Source organism: Citrobacter sp. GW821-FHT02E08 (assembly GCF_059421685.1).
Window position 1 is genome coordinate 153,985 of record NZ_JBWKVL010000005.1, and the last position, 17,162, is coordinate 171,146.

At 54.1% G+C, this 17,162-nt stretch carries 13 protein-coding genes; 11 read left to right on the forward strand and 2 right to left on the reverse strand.

Features of this window, described 5'->3' with window-relative positions:
- Nucleotides 1–3 precede the first annotated feature (3 nt).
- The 5 genes from araA to rluA all read left to right on the forward strand — a co-directional run bounded on the left by araA (nt 4) and on the right by rluA (nt 8,470).
- Nucleotides 4–1,506, forward strand: a complete 1,503-nt coding sequence (gene araA, locus AC07UY_RS09160) for an L-arabinose isomerase (protein ID WP_203358950.1) — start codon at nt 4–6, stop codon at nt 1,504–1,506.
- Between the two features lie 95 nt (nt 1,507–1,601).
- Nucleotides 1,602–2,297, forward strand: coding sequence for an L-ribulose-5-phosphate 4-epimerase (gene araD / locus AC07UY_RS09165; protein WP_494701079.1), 696 nt, complete (start codon nt 1,602–1,604; stop codon nt 2,295–2,297).
- Between the two features lie 112 nt (nt 2,298–2,409).
- The gene (gene polB / locus AC07UY_RS09170) at nt 2,410–4,761 is read left to right on the forward strand and encodes a DNA polymerase II (protein WP_494701078.1); all 2,352 of its coding nucleotides are present in this window, start codon (nt 2,410–2,412) and stop codon (nt 4,759–4,761) included.
- Between the two features lie 131 nt (nt 4,762–4,892).
- Complete coding sequence (rapA, locus tag AC07UY_RS09175) at nt 4,893–7,799, forward strand: RNA polymerase-associated protein RapA (RefSeq protein ID WP_494660032.1); 2,907 nt, start codon at nt 4,893–4,895, stop codon at nt 7,797–7,799.
- 11 nt (nt 7,800–7,810) lie between these two features.
- Complete coding sequence (rluA, locus tag AC07UY_RS09180) at nt 7,811–8,470, forward strand: bifunctional tRNA pseudouridine(32) synthase/23S rRNA pseudouridine(746) synthase RluA (protein ID WP_494660031.1); 660 nt, start codon at nt 7,811–7,813, stop codon at nt 8,468–8,470.
- 53 nt (nt 8,471–8,523) lie between these two features.
- On the opposite strand, the gene djlA is transcribed toward rluA, so the two are convergent.
- A complete protein-coding gene (gene djlA / locus AC07UY_RS09185) occupies nt 8,524–9,336 on the reverse strand; it encodes a co-chaperone DjlA (RefSeq protein WP_494660030.1) in 813 nt (270 codons plus the stop codon).
- 332 nt (nt 9,337–9,668) lie between these two features.
- Here djlA and lptD point away from each other — a divergent pair, with 332 nt between their 5' ends.
- From lptD to apaH, 6 genes are read left to right on the forward strand one after another with little or no spacing between them, the layout of a single operon-like run.
- On the forward strand, nt 9,669–12,041 hold the full coding sequence (lptD, locus tag AC07UY_RS09190) for an LPS assembly protein LptD (RefSeq protein ID WP_494660029.1): 2,373 nt from the start codon (nt 9,669–9,671) through the stop codon (nt 12,039–12,041).
- 53 nt (nt 12,042–12,094) lie between these two features.
- Nucleotides 12,095–13,381, forward strand: a complete 1,287-nt coding sequence (gene surA, locus AC07UY_RS09195; protein WP_192611050.1) for a peptidylprolyl isomerase SurA — start codon at nt 12,095–12,097, stop codon at nt 13,379–13,381.
- Nucleotides 13,381–14,370, forward strand: coding sequence for a 4-hydroxythreonine-4-phosphate dehydrogenase PdxA (gene pdxA / locus AC07UY_RS09200; protein ID WP_494660028.1), 990 nt, complete (start codon nt 13,381–13,383; stop codon nt 14,368–14,370). The genes surA and pdxA overlap by 1 nt, the downstream gene beginning before the upstream one ends.
- Complete coding sequence (gene rsmA / locus AC07UY_RS09205; RefSeq protein WP_192611048.1) at nt 14,367–15,188, forward strand: 16S rRNA (adenine(1518)-N(6)/adenine(1519)-N(6))-dimethyltransferase RsmA; 822 nt, start codon at nt 14,367–14,369, stop codon at nt 15,186–15,188. Before pdxA ends, rsmA begins: the two co-directional genes overlap by 4 nt.
- Before the next feature lie 2 nt (nt 15,189–15,190).
- On the forward strand, nt 15,191–15,568 hold the full coding sequence (apaG, locus tag AC07UY_RS09210; protein ID WP_192611047.1) for a Co2+/Mg2+ efflux facilitator ApaG/CorD: 378 nt from the start codon (nt 15,191–15,193) through the stop codon (nt 15,566–15,568).
- A 10-nt stretch (nt 15,569–15,578) separates the two neighbouring features.
- Entirely contained in the window at nt 15,579–16,427 is an 849-nt protein-coding gene (apaH, locus tag AC07UY_RS09215; protein ID WP_203358957.1) for a bis(5'-nucleosyl)-tetraphosphatase (symmetrical) ApaH, read from the forward strand.
- Between the two features lie 93 nt (nt 16,428–16,520).
- Here apaH and folA read toward each other — a convergent pair whose 3' ends face one another.
- The gene (gene folA / locus AC07UY_RS09220; protein ID WP_203358958.1) at nt 16,521–17,000 is read right to left on the reverse strand and encodes a type 3 dihydrofolate reductase; all 480 of its coding nucleotides are present in this window, start codon (nt 16,998–17,000) and stop codon (nt 16,521–16,523) included.
- Between the last annotated feature and the right edge of the window lie 162 nt (nt 17,001–17,162).

A 17,162-nucleotide genomic window follows, 5' to 3' on the forward strand; every position in this document is an offset into this window, starting at 1 on the left:
ACAATGACGATTTTTGATAATTACGAAGTGTGGTTTGTGATTGGTAGCCAGCATCTGTATGGTCCTGAAACCCTGCGTCAGGTGACTCAGCATGCCGAGCACGTCGTAAAAGCACTGAATACCGAAGCCAAACTACCGTGCAAACTGGTCCTCAAACCGCTGGGCACGCGTCCGGACGAGATCACCGCCATCTGCCGCGACGCCAATTATGACGAAAAATGTGCCGGTATGGTGGTGTGGTTGCACACATTCTCTCCGGCCAAAATGTGGATCAACGGTCTGACGATCCTCAACAAACCGCTGCTGCAATTCCACACCCAGTTCAATGCCGCTCTGCCGTGGGACAGCATCGATATGGACTTTATGAACCTGAACCAGACCGCACACGGCGGCCGCGAGTTCGGTTTTATCGGCGCACGTATGCGTCAGCAGCACGCGGTTGTCACCGGTCACTGGCAGGACAAACAGGCACACGAGCGTATTGGTTCGTGGATGCGCCACGCCGTTTCCAAACAGGACACCCGTCATCTGAAAGTGTGCCGTTTTGGCGATAACATGCGTGAAGTGGCAGTGACGGACGGCGATAAAGTGGCCGCACAGATCAAGTTTGGCTTCTCCGTTAATACCTGGGCGGTGGGCGACCTGGTGCAGGTGGTAAATGCCATCAGCGACGGCGACATTAACGCGCTCATCGACGAGTACGAAAGCAGCTACAGCCTGACTCCAGCCACCCAGATCCACGGTGATAAACGTCAGAACGTGCGTGAAGCGGCGCGCATTGAGCTGGGCATGAAGCGTTTTCTGGAGCAAGGCGGATTCCATGCCTTCACCACCACGTTTGAAGATTTACACGGCCTGAAACAGCTTCCTGGCCTCGCCGTACAACGCCTGATGCAGCAAGGCTACGGCTTTGCCGGTGAAGGCGACTGGAAAACCGCCGCCCTGCTTCGCATCATGAAGGTGATGTCAACCGGTCTGCAGGGCGGCACCTCCTTTATGGAGGATTACACTTACCACTTCGAGAAAGGCAACGATCTGGTGCTCGGCTCGCATATGCTGGAAGTGTGCCCTTCGATTGCCGTGGAGGAAAAACCGATCCTCGATGTGCAGCACCTCGGCATTGGCGGTAAAGATGACCCTGCCCGTCTGATCTTCAATACCCAAACGGGTCCGGCAGTCGTCGCCAGCCTGATTGATCTGGGTGATCGCTACCGTCTGTTGGTCAACTGCATCGACACGGTAAAAACGCCGCACGACCTCCCGAAACTGCCGGTGGCCAACGCCCTGTGGAAAGCGCAACCCGATCTGCCGACCGCGTCCGAAGCCTGGATCCTCGCCGGTGGCGCGCACCACACCGTCTTCAGCCATGCGCTGGATCTGAACGACATGCGCCAGTTCGCTGAAATGCACGACATCGAAATCAGCGTCATCGATAACGACACCCGCTTGCCTGCCTTTAAGGATGCGCTGCGCTGGAACGAGGTTTATTACGGCTTTAAACGCTAAGCGTCGTATCGGAATGCCCGGTGGCGCTGCGTTTACCGGGCCTACGCTCTTGTAGGCCGGATAAGCGCAGCGCCATCCGGCACACAGGAGCCAACATGTTAGACTACCTCAAACGCCAGGTGTTAGAAGCCAATCTGGCGTTACCAAAACACAATCTGGTGACCCTCACCTGGGGGAACGTCAGCGCGGTCGACCGGGAACACGGCGTATTCGTGATTAAACCCTCTGGCGTCGATTACAGTGTGATGACTGCTGATGATATGGTGGTCGTGAGCATCGCCACCGGAGACGTCGTTGAAGGTACGAAGAAACCCTCTTCCGATACACCGACCCACCGACTGCTGTATCAGGCGTTTCCGACAATCGGCGGAATCGTTCACACCCACTCACGCCACGCCACTATCTGGGCGCAGGCGGGCCAATCGATCCCGGCCACAGGAACGACCCACGCCGATTATTTCTATGGCGCCATTCCCTGTACCCGTAAAATGACCGATGCGGAAATCAACGGCGAATACGAATGGGAAACCGGCAACGTGATCGTCGAAACCTTTGAAAAACAGGGGATTGATGCAGCACAAATGCCTGGTGTGCTGGTGCACTCCCACGGCCCGTTTGCGTGGGGAAAAACAGCAGAAGACGCCGTACACAACGCCATTGTGCTGGAAGAAGTGGCCTATATGGGCATTTTCTGTCGCCAGCTCGCACCGCAATTGCCGGATATGCAACAGACGCTGCTGGACAAACATTACCTGCGCAAGCATGGTGCAAAAGCCTACTACGGGCAGTAAAAAACCCGCCCGGTGTCGCCACGTTTCACTGGAATGACACCTGTATAAAACCACAGCAAAATCACCTAAACCAGGCTATAATAACGCCTGGTTTTTTTGATGGGTACACAGCGTGGCGCAGGCAGGTTTTATTTTAACCCGGCACTGGCGGGATACCCCGCAGGGAACGGAAGTCTCATTCTGGCTGGCGACGGACAACGGCCCGCTGCAGGTCACGCTCGCGCCGCAGGAGTCAGTGGCGTTTATCCCCGTCGATCAAATTCCCCGCGCCACTTCACTGTTAAACACTGAAAATGGCTATCGTATCGCGCCGCTCAATCTGCGTGATTTTCACCGCCAGCCAGTTTCCGGTTTGTATTGCCGCTCCCATCGACAGCTTATGCGTCTGGAAAAACGGCTGAAAGAAAACGGCATTACGGTCTATGAAGCCGATGTACGCCCGCCGGAACGCTATCTGATGGAGCGGTTTATCACCTCTCCGGTGTGGGTCGATGGCGACCACCATCATGGCGCCATCGTAAATGCGCGCCTGAAACCCAATCCGCACTATCGACCGCCGCTGAAGTGGGTGTCGCTGGATATCGAAACCAATCGCCACGGCGAGCTTTACTGCATTGGCCTGGAAGGCTGCGGCCAACGTACCGTTTATATGCTCGGCCCGGAGAATGGCGATGCCGGGGGGCTGGATTTTGAGCTCGAATACGTGGCAAGCCGCCCTCTGTTGCTGGAGAAACTCAACGCCTGGTTTGCCCAACATGATCCTGACGTGCTCATTGGCTGGAATGTGGTGCAGTTCGATTTACGCGTCCTGCAAAAACATGCTGAACGCTATCGCATTCCTCTGTGTCTGGGGCGCGAGAAGACTGAGCTGGAATGGCGCGAGCACGGCTTTAAAAACGGGGTGTTCTTCGCCCAGGCAAAGGGACGGCTCATTATCGACGGCATTGAAGCGCTGAAATCCGCGTTCTGGAATTTCTCCTCATTTTCTCTGGAGACCGTTTCTCAGGAGTTGCTCGGCGAAGGGAAATCCATCGACAATCCCTGGGATCGCATGGACGAAATTGACCGCCGTTTCGCCGAAGATAAACCCGCACTGGCCACCTATAACCTGAAAGATTGCGAGCTGGTCACGCGGATTTTTCACAAAACGGAAATCATGCCATTTTTACTGGAACGCGCGACGGTCAACGGTCTGCCCGCCGATCGTCACGGCGGCTCGGTCGCCGCCTTCGGGCACCTCTATTTTCCGCGTATGCACCGCGCCGGTTATGTGGCGCCAAATCTGGGGGAAGTACCGCCCTTAGCCAGCCCCGGCGGTTATGTGATGGACTCTCGCCCCGGCCTGTATGACTCGGTGCTGGTACTGGATTACAAAAGCCTGTACCCCTCAATCATCCGCACTTTTCTCATTGATCCCGTCGGTCTGGTGGAAGGCATGGCGCAGCCCGATCCCACACACAGTACCGAAGGATTCCTCGACGCCTGGTTCTCGCGGGAAAAACACTGTCTGCCGGAGATCGTTACCCAGATTTGGCTCGGGCGCGACGAGGCAAAGCGCCACGGCAATAAACCGCTTTCGCAGGCGCTCAAGATCATCATGAACGCGTTTTACGGCGTGCTCGGCACCACCGCCTGCCGCTTTTTCGATCCCCGACTCGCTTCCTCGATCACCATGCGCGGCCACGCGATCATGCGCCAGACCAAAGCGCTCATTGAAGAACAAGGCTATGACGTGATCTATGGCGATACCGACTCCACATTCGTCTGGCTGAAGGGGGCGCACTCGGAAGAGGAGGCGGCGAAAATAGGTCGTTCGTTGGTACAGCATGTCAATGCGTGGTGGGCGCACTCGTTGCAACAACAGCAGTTAACCAGTGCGCTGGAACTGGAGTTTGAAACCCACTTCTGCCGCTTTCTGATGCCCACTATTCGCGGGGCGGATACCGGCAGCAAAAAGCGTTATGCCGGGATGATTCAGGAAGGCGACGCGCAGAGAATGGTGTTCAAAGGTCTGGAAACGGTACGCACCGACTGGACGCCGCTGGCGCAGCAGTTCCAGCAGGAGCTGTATCTGCGTATTTTTCGTAACGAGCCGTATCAGGATTACGTGCGGGAAACCATAGATAAACTGATGGCGGGAGAGCTGGACGAAAGGCTGGTCTATCGTAAACGTCTGCGCCGTCCATTAAGTGAATATCAACGAAATGTCCCTCCACACGTTCGCGCAGCCCGGCTCGCCGATGAGCAGAACCTGGCGCGCGGGCGACCTGCGCAGTATCAGAATCGCGGTACCATAAAATATGTGTGGACCACAAACGGCCCCGAACCTGTGGATTATCAACACTCGCCGCTGGATTACGAGCACTACCTGACGCGCCAGCTACAGCCCGTGGCAGAAGGAATTCTTCCCTTTATTGATGATAATTTTGCTACACTACTGACTGGGCAACTGGGGTTATTTTGACGCGTGACGAACGCGCCGCCATCCAGTACCATAGCGCCCTTTCCACTCCTGGACCCATATAACACTGCTGCCACTTTAGCTTGGCAGTGGGTGATTATTGCCTGCAATTAAAGATATAGAGCCAAACACATATGCCTTTTACACTTGGTCAACGCTGGATCAGCGATACAGAAAGCGAACTGGGACTTGGAACTGTTGTTGCGATGGATGCGCGAACCGTCACCTTACTTTTCCCGGCTACAGGTGAAAACCGTCTGTATGCGCGTAGTGACTCCCCCGTGACCCGCGTGATGTTTAATCCCGGTGATACGATTACGAGCCATGAAGGCTGGCAGTTGCAAATCGATGAAGTAAAAGAAGAAAACGGTCTGCTTGCCTACGTGGGTACTCGTCTTGATAGCGAAGAAGCGGGCGTCATGCTACGTGAAGTGCTGCTCGACAGTAAACTGGTCTTCAGTAAACCGCAGGATCGTCTGTTTGCCGGTCAAATCGACCGTATGGACCGATTTGCGCTGCGCTATCGCGCCCGTAAATTTCAGAGCGAACAGTATCGTATGCCGTGGAGCGGTCTGCGCGGTCAGCGTACCAGCCTGATCCCGCATCAGCTCAATATCGCTCATGACGTTGGCCGTCGCCACGCCCCGCGCGTGCTGTTAGCGGACGAAGTCGGTCTGGGAAAAACCATTGAAGCGGGGATGATCCTGCATCAGCAATTGTTGGCCGGTGCGGCAGAGCGCGTATTGATTATCGTGCCTGAAACATTACAACATCAGTGGCTGGTTGAAATGCTGCGTCGTTTTAATCTGCGTTTCGCGCTGTTTGATGATGAACGTTACGCAGAAGCCCAGCATGACGCCTATAACCCGTTTGAAACCGAACAACTGGTTATCTGCTCGCTGGACTTCGCCCGTCGCAGTAAGCAACGCCTGGAACACCTGTGCGACGCCGAATGGGATCTGATGGTTGTCGATGAAGCGCACCACCTGGTGTGGAGTGAAGATGCGCCCAGCCGTGAATATGCCGCTATCGAACAGTTGGCGGAACGCGTTCCGGGGATCCTGCTGCTTACCGCAACGCCGGAACAACTGGGGATGGAAAGCCACTTCGCGCGTCTGCGTCTGCTGGACCCAAGCCGTTTCCACGACTTCGGGCAATTTGTCGAAGAACAGAAAAATTACCGTCCGGTTGCGGATGCCGTTGCGATGCTGCTGGCAGGCAATAAGCTGAGCAATGACGAACTCAATATGCTCGGCGAGTTGATTGGCGAGCAGGATATCGAACCGCTGCTGCAAGCCGCCAACAGCGATCGTGAAGACGCACAGAGTGCCCGTCAGGAACTGGTCTCCATGCTGATGGACCGCCATGGCACCAGCCGCGTGCTGTTCCGTAACACCCGTAACGGTGTTAAAGGCTTCCCGAAACGCGAACTGCACACCATTAAACTCCCGCTGCCAACGCAGTATCAAACGGCGATTAAAGTCTCCGGGATTATGGGCGCACGTAAAAGCGCGGAAGACAGAGCCCGCGACATGCTCTACCCGGAGCAGATTTATCAGGAATTCGAAGGCGATACGGGAACCTGGTGGAACTTCGATCCCCGCGTTGAATGGCTGATGGGCTACCTGACCAGCCATCGCTCGCAGAAAGTGCTGGTGATTTGTGCGAAAGCCACCACCGCATTACAGCTGGAGCAGGTTCTGCGCGAACGCGAAGGTATTCGCGCCGCCGTATTCCACGAAGGCATGTCGATTATTGAGCGCGACCGCGCTGCCGCCTGGTTTGGGGAAGAAGACAGCGGCGCTCAGGTTCTGCTCTGTTCTGAAATCGGTTCCGAAGGCCGTAACTTCCAGTTCGCCAGCAACCTGGTAATGTTTGACCTGCCATTCAACCCGGACCTGCTGGAACAGCGTATTGGTCGTCTGGATCGTATTGGTCAGGCGCATGATATTCAGATCCACATTCCTTTCTTAGAAAAAACCGCGCAGTCGGTACTGGTTCGCTGGTATCACGAAGGTCTGGATGCGTTTGAGCACACCTGCCCGACCGGGCGCACCATCTATGACACGGTTTATAACGATCTGATCACCTTCCTGGCCGCGCCTGAAAACAGCGATGGCTTTGACGAACTGATCAAATCCTGCCGCGAACAGCATGAAGCACTGAAAGCACAACTGGAGCAGGGTCGTGACCGTCTGCTCGAAATTCACTCTAACGGCGGTGAAAAAGCGCAACAGTTGGCCGAAAGTATTGAAGAGCAGGATGACGATACCAACCTGATTGCGTTTGCCATGAACCTGTTTGATATCGTAGGTATTAATCAGGACGATCGCGGTGAGAATCTGATTGTTCTGACCCCTTCCGATCACATGCTGGTGCCGGACTTCCCGGGTTTACCTGAAGATGGCTGCACCATTACCTTCGAGCGCGACGTGGCGCTGTCGCGCGAAGATGCGCAGTTTGTGACCTGGGAACACCCGCTGATCCGTAACGGTCTGGATCTGATTTTGTCGGGCGATACCGGCAGCAGTACGATTTCCCTGTTGAAAAACAAAGCATTGCCGGTCGGTACGTTGCTGGTTGAACTGGTGTATGTGGTGGAAGCCCAGGCACCGAAACAGCTGCAACTTAACCGCTTCCTGCCGCCAACGCCGGTCCGTATGTTGCTGGACAAAAACGGCACCAATCTGGCGGCACAGGTTGAGTTCGAAACCTTCAACCGCCAGTTAAGCGCCGTGAACCGTCACACCGGCAGTAAGCTGGTCAATGCGGTTCAGCAGGATGTCCACGCGATTTTACAATTGGGTGAAGCGCAGGTAGAAAAATCCGCCCGTGCGTTGATCGATGCCGCACGTAGCGAAGCCGATGAAAAACTCTCCGCAGAGTTGTCACGTCTGGAAGCGCTGCGCGCCGTCAACCCTAACATCCGTGATGACGAACTGACGGCTATCGAGACAAATCGTCAGCAGATTCTGGAAAGCCTTGATCAGGCGAACTGGCGTCTGGATGCGTTGCGCCTTATTGTCGTCACGCATCAATAACGGAGCTGAAAATGGGAATGGAAAACTACAATCCGCCGACGGATCCCTGGCTGGTTATCCTGTATCAGGATGAACACATTATGGTGGTCAACAAGCCGAGCGGCTTGTTGTCTGTGCCGGGTCGTCAGGAAGAGCACAAAGACAGCGTGATGACGCGTATCCAACGCGATTACCCGCAGGCAGAGTCGGTGCATCGTCTTGATATGGCGACCAGCGGCGTGATTGTAGTGGCGCTCACGAAAGCGGCTGAGCGTGAACTCAAACGCCAGTTTCGCGAGCGTGAACCGAAAAAGCAGTATGTTGCGCGTGTGTGGGGGCATCCCGCGCCCAGCGAGGGAGTGGTCGATTTACCGCTGATTTGTGACTGGCCGAACCGGCCAAAACAAAAAGTGTGTTATGAGACGGGAAAAGCGGCCCAAACTGGGTATGAAGTGGTGGATTTCGCGGCGGATAATACCGCCCGGGTCGTCCTCAAACCGATTACCGGGCGTTCTCATCAACTACGCGTACACATGCTGGCACTCGGGCATCCTATTTTAGGCGACCGGTTTTATGCGCCCCCGGAAGCGCTGGCGATGGCGCCACGCTTGTTACTGCATGCCGAAATGCTCACCATTACGCATCCCGCTTACGGTAACAGCATGACCTTCAAAGCCCCGGCAGATTTTTAATGTCGGTCTGACTGCCGGATAGCGTGCAACGCATTGCTATCCGGCATCACGGATTACTTGAACCCTTTTTGTTCCTTAATCAGTTCATACGCCTTTTGAATTTCCTGCGCTTTTTGCTTCGCCATCTCCATCATCTCTGGCGGCAGACCTTTCGCCACCAGTTTGTCAGGATGATGCTCGCTCATCAGCTTACGATAGGCGCGTTTGATCGTCGTCGCATCGTCGCCAGCTTTCACGCCGAGTACATTACAGGCATCTTCCAGCGTCGGTCCTCGCTGCGCCTGTTGCCATCCGCCGCCAGATTGCTGCTGATATCCGCCGCCAAACTGTGCCCCGCCCTGCATCATGCGCAGAAACTGGTCAAACTGCGTGCGGGAAATCCCTAACTCTTCGGCGATGACATACAGCACTTCCCGCTCGTTCGGATGCAAAGTGCCATCGGCAAACGCCGCCTGAATCTGAATCTCCAGAAACATGCGGATCAGATCGAATCGCCCAAAACAGACGCTACGAAACTGGCGCATTTTTTCACGTAATGGGTAATTGTCTGATTTTCCGACGCGGAAGGCATGTTGCGCCGCTGTACGCGATTCACCGTGCAAATTCATCCGATCCATCAACTGACTGGCGATATGAATATCGGCTTCGGTGACGCGCCCCTTCGATTTGGTTAAGTGTCCCATGACTTCAAAAGTCGTGGCAAAAAACAGCGCCTGACGCTCACGTTGGTTCGCAAACCACGCCATTTTGCGACTGCGGGCTTTGTCGAACATATGCCCGACCAGCAGGCCTAAAACCACGCCCCAGAAGCCTCCGCCCATCATTAGAGCCACGGCGACACCAATTATTTTTCCCCAGTACTGCATAGACTCCCCAAATCTTTACGCGGTCAGTGAGGCTATGTCCCACAATATAAGGTGCTTTTACGGTAATCAACGCTACGGTCAATTGTGGGACATAGCCTATAATTTGCATTATCATACCTGTCATTCAATGCCGTGCCTAACACCACAGACGCTATATCCATTGGATTTCGAGTTGCAACACGGCGATAACGTACCGCCAAAAACGATGCAGCCAGGAAGATGGCGGGTATAAAACGGACAGGATTAACACTAGCGCAGTGAAGATGAGTACGTTAGTCTCTGACCGTTTGTCACGCGCAACGCTACCGATGATGGAACAATAAATACAACGTATGAAAAAACGTATTCCCACTCTTCTGGCCACCATGATTGCCAGCGCCCTTTATAGCCAGCAGGGCGCCGCAGCCGATCTCGCCTCACAGTGTTTGCTGGGTGTGCCGAGCTATAACCGTCCACTGGTGCAGGGCGAGACGAACGAGCTACCCGTTACCATTACAGCCGATCACGCCAAAGGGAACTACCCTGATGACGCGGTGTTTACCGGTAATGTGGATATCGCCCAGGGCAATAGTCGCCTTCTGGCTGATGAGGTACAACTCCATCAGAAAGAAGCGCAAGGCCTCCCCGAGCCCGTTCGTACTGTCGATGCGCTGGGTAACGTCCATTATGATGACAACCAGGTCATCCTGAAGGGACCGAAAGGTTGGTCGAACCTGAATACCAAAGACACTAACGTGTGGGAAGGCGACTATCAGATGGTCGGTCGTCAGGGGCGTGGTAAAGCGGACCTGATGAAACAGCGTGGCGAAAACCGTTATACCATCCTTGAAAACGGTAGCTTCACCTCCTGTTTACCCGGCGCTGACACCTGGAGCGTGGTGGGCAGTGAAGTTATCCACGACCGCGAAGAACAGGTGGCGGAAATCTGGAACGCCCGTTTTAAAGTCGGCCCTGTTCCGGTCTTCTATAGCCCGTATTTGCAGTTACCGGTTGGCGATAAACGCCGCTCAGGCTTCCTGATCCCGAATGCGCAGTACAGCAGTAATAACTATTTTGAGTTCTATCTGCCGTATTACTGGAACATCGCGCCCAATATGGACGCCACGATCACACCACATTATATGCACCGCCGTGGCGGCATTATGTGGGAGAACGAATTCCGCTACCTCACCCATGCGGGCGCCGGTTTGATGGAGTTTGACTACCTGAACTCCGATGATGTCTATAGTGACGAAAATCCTAACGATGACAACTCGCGCCGCTGGTTGTTCTTCTGGCAACACTCAGGTGTCATGGACCAGGTATGGCGTTTCAACGTCAACTATACCAAGGTCAGCGACTCACAATATTTCAATGACTTCGATAACAAGTACGGTTCCAGTACTGACGGCTATGCGACGCAGAAATTTAGCGTTGGCTATGCGGTGGAAAACTTTGACGCCACCGTGTCGACCAAACAATTCCAGGTCTTTAGCGATCAGAGCACCAGCAGTTACTCGGCGGAACCACAGTTAGACGTTAACCTCTATCAGAATGACGTCGGTCCTTTTGATATGCGTGTCTACGGTCAGGCAGTGCATTTTGTTAACACCAAAGACGATCAGCCGGAAGCAACTCGTCTGCACATCGAACCGACCATCAATTTGCCGTTGTCGAATCAGTGGGGCAGTATCAATACGGAAGCCAAGTTGATGGCAACCCACTACCAACAGACCAATCTGGATTCGTACAATAACAATCCCAAGAATTTGAATAAGCTGGATGAGTCCGCAGACCGTGTGATGCCGCAGTTCAAAGTCGACGGTAAGATGATTTTTGAACGCGACATGGCCACCTTCGCCCCAGGTTATACCCAGACGCTGGAGCCGCGCGCGCAGTATCTGTATGTGCCGTTCCGTGACCAGAGTGGTATCTACAACTACGATTCGTCTTTACTGCAGTCTGACTATTCTGGCCTGTTCCGCGACCGGACTTATGGCGGACTGGACCGCATCGCTTCTGCAAACCAGGTCACGACCGGCGTCACATCTCGTGTATATGATGACGCTGCCGTTGAACGTTTTAACGTTTCTCTGGGTCAAATCTACTATTTCACGGAGTCTCGCACTGGCGATGACAACATTAAATGGGAGAACGATGACGAAACGGGCTCACTGGTGTGGGCGGGCGACACCTACTGGCGTATTTCCGATCGTTGGGGTTTACGCAGTGGGGTGCAATATGACACGCGTCTGGACAGCGTGGCGACCAGCAGCAGCAGCATTGAATACCGTCGGGATGAAAATCGCCTGGTGCAACTGAACTACCGGTATGCCAGCCCGGAATATATTCAGGCAACATTGCCCAAAAATAGTGACGATACTCACTGGAATGCCCCACAGTACAAAGACGGGATTAATCAGGTCGGTATGGTGGCGAGCTGGCCGATTGCTGACCGGTGGTCCATTGTTGGCGCCTACTATTATGACACCAATGTGAATAAAGCTGCCGACCAGATGCTCGCTCTACAGTATAACTCCTGCTGCTATGCGCTGCGCTTCGGGTACGAACGTAAGCTGAACGGTTGGGATAGTGACAAACAAGAGTCTGTCTATGACAACGTGATCGGCTTTAACATCGAGCTGCGTGGCCTGAGCTCCAACTATGGCCTCGGCACGCAAGAGATGCTGCGCTCGAACATTCTGCCGTACCAGAACTCTTTGTGATCTGATTGATTTACCACGTAATCCGCATTGCGGTTAATTGAAATGGAAAAAGTATGAAGAACTGGAAAACGCTGCTTCTCGGTATCGCCATGATCGCGAATACCAGTTTCGCTGCCCCGCAGGTAGTCGATAAAGTCGCAGCCGTCGTCAATAACGGCGTCGTACTCGAAAGTGACGTCGATGGGTTAATGCAGTCAGTAAAACTCAACGCGGGTCAGGCGGGTCAACAGCTTCCGGATGACGCTACGCTGCGCCATCAGATCCTTGAACGTTTGATCATGGATCAGATTATGCTGCAGATGGGCCAGAAAATGGGCATCAAAATCTCTGACGAGCAGTTGGATCAAGCCATCGCCAACATTGCCAAGCAGAACAACATGACGCTGGATCAGATGCGTAGCCGTCTGGCTTACGACGGTCTGAACTACTCGACCTACCGTAGCCAGATCCGCAAAGAGATGATCATTACTGAAGTGCGTAACAACGAAGTACGCCGTCGTGTAACGATTCTACCGCAGGAAGTTGATGCGCTCGCCCAGCAGGTCGGTAAACAAAACGATGCCAGCACCGAGCTGAACCTGAGCCATATTCTGATTCCGCTGCCGGAAAACCCAACCTCCGACCAGGTGAACGAAGCCGAAAGCCAGGCGCGTTCTGTCGTTGAGCAAGCGCAAAGCGGCGCTGATTTCGGCAAACTGGCCATCGCCCATTCTGCTGACCAACAGGCGCTGAATGGCGGCCAGATGGGCTGGGGTCGAATTCAGGAACTGCCGGGTATCTTCGCTCAGGCACTGAGCACAGCGAAAAAAGGCGATATCGTCGGTCCGATTCGTTCAGGTGTCGGTTTCCATATTCTGAAAGTGAATGATATGCGTGGCCAGAGCCAGAGCATTTCGGTGACTGAAGTTCACGCCCGTCATATTCTTCTGAAACCGTCGCCGATCATGACCGATCAACAGGCGCGCCTGAAACTGGAAGAGATCGCTGCGAACATCAAGAGTGGTAAAACCACGTTTGCCGCCGCTGCGAAAGAGTTCTCTCAGGATCCGGGTTCTGCCAACCAGGGCGGCGATTTGGGCTGGGCTGCGGCTGACATTTTCGACCCTGCCTTCCGTGATGCGCTGACCCGACTGAACAAAGGCCAGATGAGCACCCCAGTGCACTCTTCCTTTGGCTGGCATCTGATCGAACTGTTGGATACACGTAACGTTGATAAAACCGACGCAGCCCAGAAAGACAGAGCCTATCGCATGCTGATGAACCGTAAATTCTCGGAAGAAGCAGCGACCTGGATGCAGGAACAGCGCGCCAGCGCATACGTTAAAATTCTGAGCAATTAATGAGCAGAACACAACGTGTTGTCATCACTCCCGGCGAACCCGCCGGGATTGGTCCGGACCTGGTTGTCCAGCTTGCACAGCGTGAGTGGCCGGTAGAACTCGTCGTCTGTGCCGATGCCACGCTATTAACAGACCGAGCAGCCATGCTCGGTTTACCGCTCACACTACTCCCTTATTCGCCCCACTCTCCAGCCAGGCCCCAGTCAGCAGGCACGCTGACCCTCTTGCCTGTCGCACTGCGTGCATCGGTCTCAGCAGGTCAGTTGGCGGTCGAAAATGGGCAGTATGTGGTGGATACGCTGGCTCGCGCCTGCGATGGTTGTCTGCAGGGCGAATTTGCGGCGCTGGTGACCGGCCCGGTTCACAAAGGCATCATTAATGATGCTGGCGTGCCATTTACCGGACACACGGAGTTTTTAGAAGAACGCTCACAGGCAAAGAAAGTGGTCATGATGCTGGCAACCGAAGAACTTCGCGTTGCGCTGGTCACCACGCATCTGCCGCTCAGAGCCGTTGCCGATGCGATTACGCCTGCCCTGCTGCAAGAGGTGATCGGTATTTTGCATCACGACCTGCGCCTGAAATTTGGCCTGACCGATCCGCATATTCTGGTATGTGGTTTGAATCCGCATGCCGGAGAAGGCGGTCATATGGGAACGGAAGAGATCGATACGATCATTCCGGTGCTGGATGCGCTACGTGCGCAGGGTATGCTTTTAAGCGGCCCACTGCCCGCCGATACGCTATTTCAGCCTAAATACCTCGATAGTGCCGATGCTGTTCTGGCAATGTACCACGATCAGGGTCTTCCCGTGCTAAAATACCAGGGCTTTGGGCGCGGCGTGAATATCACGTTGGGCCTACCCTTTATTCGCACATCTGTTGATCACGGCACCGCGCTTGAACTCGCGGGTCGTGGAGAAGCCGATGTCGGCAGTTTTATTACGGCGCTTAATCTCGCCATCAAAATGATTGTTAATACTCAATGAATAATAGAGTCCATCAGGGCCACTTAGCCCGTAAACGCTTCGGGCAAAACTTTCTCAACGATCAGTTTGTGATCGACAGTATCGTTTCTGCTATCAACCCGCAGAAAGGTCAGGCCATGGTCGAAATCGGTCCTGGACTGGCAGCACTGACGGAGCCGGTAGGCGAACGCCTGGATCAGCTCACGGTCATCGAACTCGACCGCGATCTGGCTGCACGTCTGCAAACACACCCGTTCCTGGGGCCGAAGCTGACGATTTATCAGCAAGATGCCATGACCATGAATTTTGGCGAGCTTTCCGAAAAAATGGGGCAGCCGCTGCGTGTGTTTGGCAACCTGCCCTACAACATCTCCACACCGTTGATGTTCCATCTCTTTAGCTATACTGATGCCATTGCTGACATGCACTTTATGCTGCAAAAAGAGGTTGTGAACCGTCTGGTTGCAGGACCAAACAGTAAAGCGTATGGTCGATTAACCGTCATGGCGCAGTATTACTGTCAGGTGATCCCGGTTCTTGAAGTGCCGCCATCGGCCTTCACACCGCCGCCTAAAGTGGATTCTGCCGTCGTACGTCTGGTACCGCATACAACGATGCCGCATCCGGTCAAAGATGTTCGCGTACTGAGCCGTATTACTACCGAAGCCTTTAACCAGCGTCGCAAAACGATTCGCAACAGCCTCGGTAATTTGTTTAGCGTTGAGCTGCTGATCGAACTGGGCGTTGACCCGGCAATGCGGGCAGAGAATATTTCTGTCGCGCAATACTGCAAGATGGCGAACTATCTGTCAGAGAACCCGCCGTCGAAGGAGAGTTAAGCATGATCAATTCGCCCCGAGTGTGTATTCAGGTACAAAGCGTCTATATTGAGGCGCAGTCCGCACCTGATGATGAACGTTACGTCTTTGCATATACCGTGACCATCCGCAATTTGGGGCGAGCGCCAGTACAGCTGTTAGGTCGCTACTGGCTGATTACCAATGGTCATGGCCGTGAAACTGAAGTACAGGGTGAAGGTGTGGTTGGCGTACAGCCACACATCGCGCCTGGTGAAGAATATCAGTATACCAGCGGTGCCGTCATTGAAACGCCGCTGGGCACCATGCAGGGTCATTACGAAATGATCGACGAAAATGGCGTCGCCTTTACGATCGATATCCCCGTATTTCGACTCGCTGTTCCTACACTCATTCATTAAAACTAGAGCGATGGCAACATACCTCATTGGCGACGTTCACGGTTGCTACGACGAACTGATCGCATTGTTAGAACAAGTAGAATTTACCCCAGGGAATGACACCTTATGGTTGACGGGCGATCTGGTCGCCCGTGGTCCCGGTTCTCTGGATGTGCTGCGCTACGTTAAATCACTGGGTGACAGCGTTCGCTTAGTGCTGGGCAATCACGACCTTCATTTGCTGGCCGTCTTTGCTGGCATCAGTCGCAATAAACCCAAAGACAGACTTACCCCGCTGCTGGAAGCGCCAGATGCAGACGAACTGCTCAATTGGTTGCGTCGTCAGCCGCTATTACAGGTTGATGAAGAGAAGAAACTGGTCATGGCCCACGCGGGCATCACACCACAGTGGGATCTACACACCGCCAAAGAGTGCGCACGCGATGTCGAAGCGGTCTTATCCAGCGACTCTTACCCTTTCTTTCTGGACTCAATGTACGGCGATATGCCAAACAACTGGACACCGGAGTTAACAGGGCTGGCGCGGCTGCGTTTTATCACCAACGCGTTTACCCGCATGCGCTACTGTTTTCCGAACGGTCAACTGGATATGTACAGCAAAGAGTCACCGGAAAACGCACCGGCGCCGCTGAAGCCCTGGTTTGCCATTCCGGGACCGGTTAGCGAAGCGTACAGCATTGCTTTCGGACACTGGGCCTCACTGGAAGGAAGAGGCACGCCAGAGGGTATTTACGGGCTGGATACAGGATGCTGCTGGGGCGGTGACTTAACCTGCCTGCGTTGGGAAGATAAAAAATATTTTGTGCAGCCATCAAACCGCCACCGAAATCCTGGCGGACATGAAGCGGTGGCGTCGTAATCGCGCAACAGGAATACAGGCCGGATAAGACGCGTCAGCGTCGTCATCCGGCACTCTGCGCCTGATTCTCTGATAACGCGTCGCTTATCAGTCTTACCGGCGTTCCAGAACTTCGAAGCAGTAGCTGTGTGAGTTCTGCTCGTCGGCGTCATGAAACTCACTGAATACCGATTCCCAGTCATCAGGCTCGTAGTCCGGGAAATGCGTATCCCCTTCAACTTCGGCATCAATGTGCGTCAGATACAGCTTTTGCGCTTTCGGCAAGAACTGCTCGTAAACACGGCCACCGCCAATCACCATAATCTCTGGCGCATCACCACAGGCTGCCACCGCGTCGTCAATAGAGGTCACCCACTGCACACGATCGTCAGTGCCTGGCTGGCTGCTGATAACGATATTCTTACGCCCTGGCAGCGGTCGACCGATGGATTCCCAGGTGTGACGTCCCATAATGACAGGCTTGTTTAACGTGTTACGTTTAAACCAGGCGAGATCGGCAGGCAGGTTCCACGGCATGGCGTTTTCCATGCCAATAACGCGATCTACCGCTAACGCCGCAATCAGACTGATCATTGAATAATTCCCGGATGCAAAAAAATTGTCGCCACTATACGGAAAGCGTAATCTTTCGTCGACTGGCGGAAAGAAGATGAGCACGAAAATTTTCCGTTCTGCTGGCGACCCCACTGATTTAAAGTGGAGTGCCAGCCTTACAGTATTTTAAAAACAGTCAAT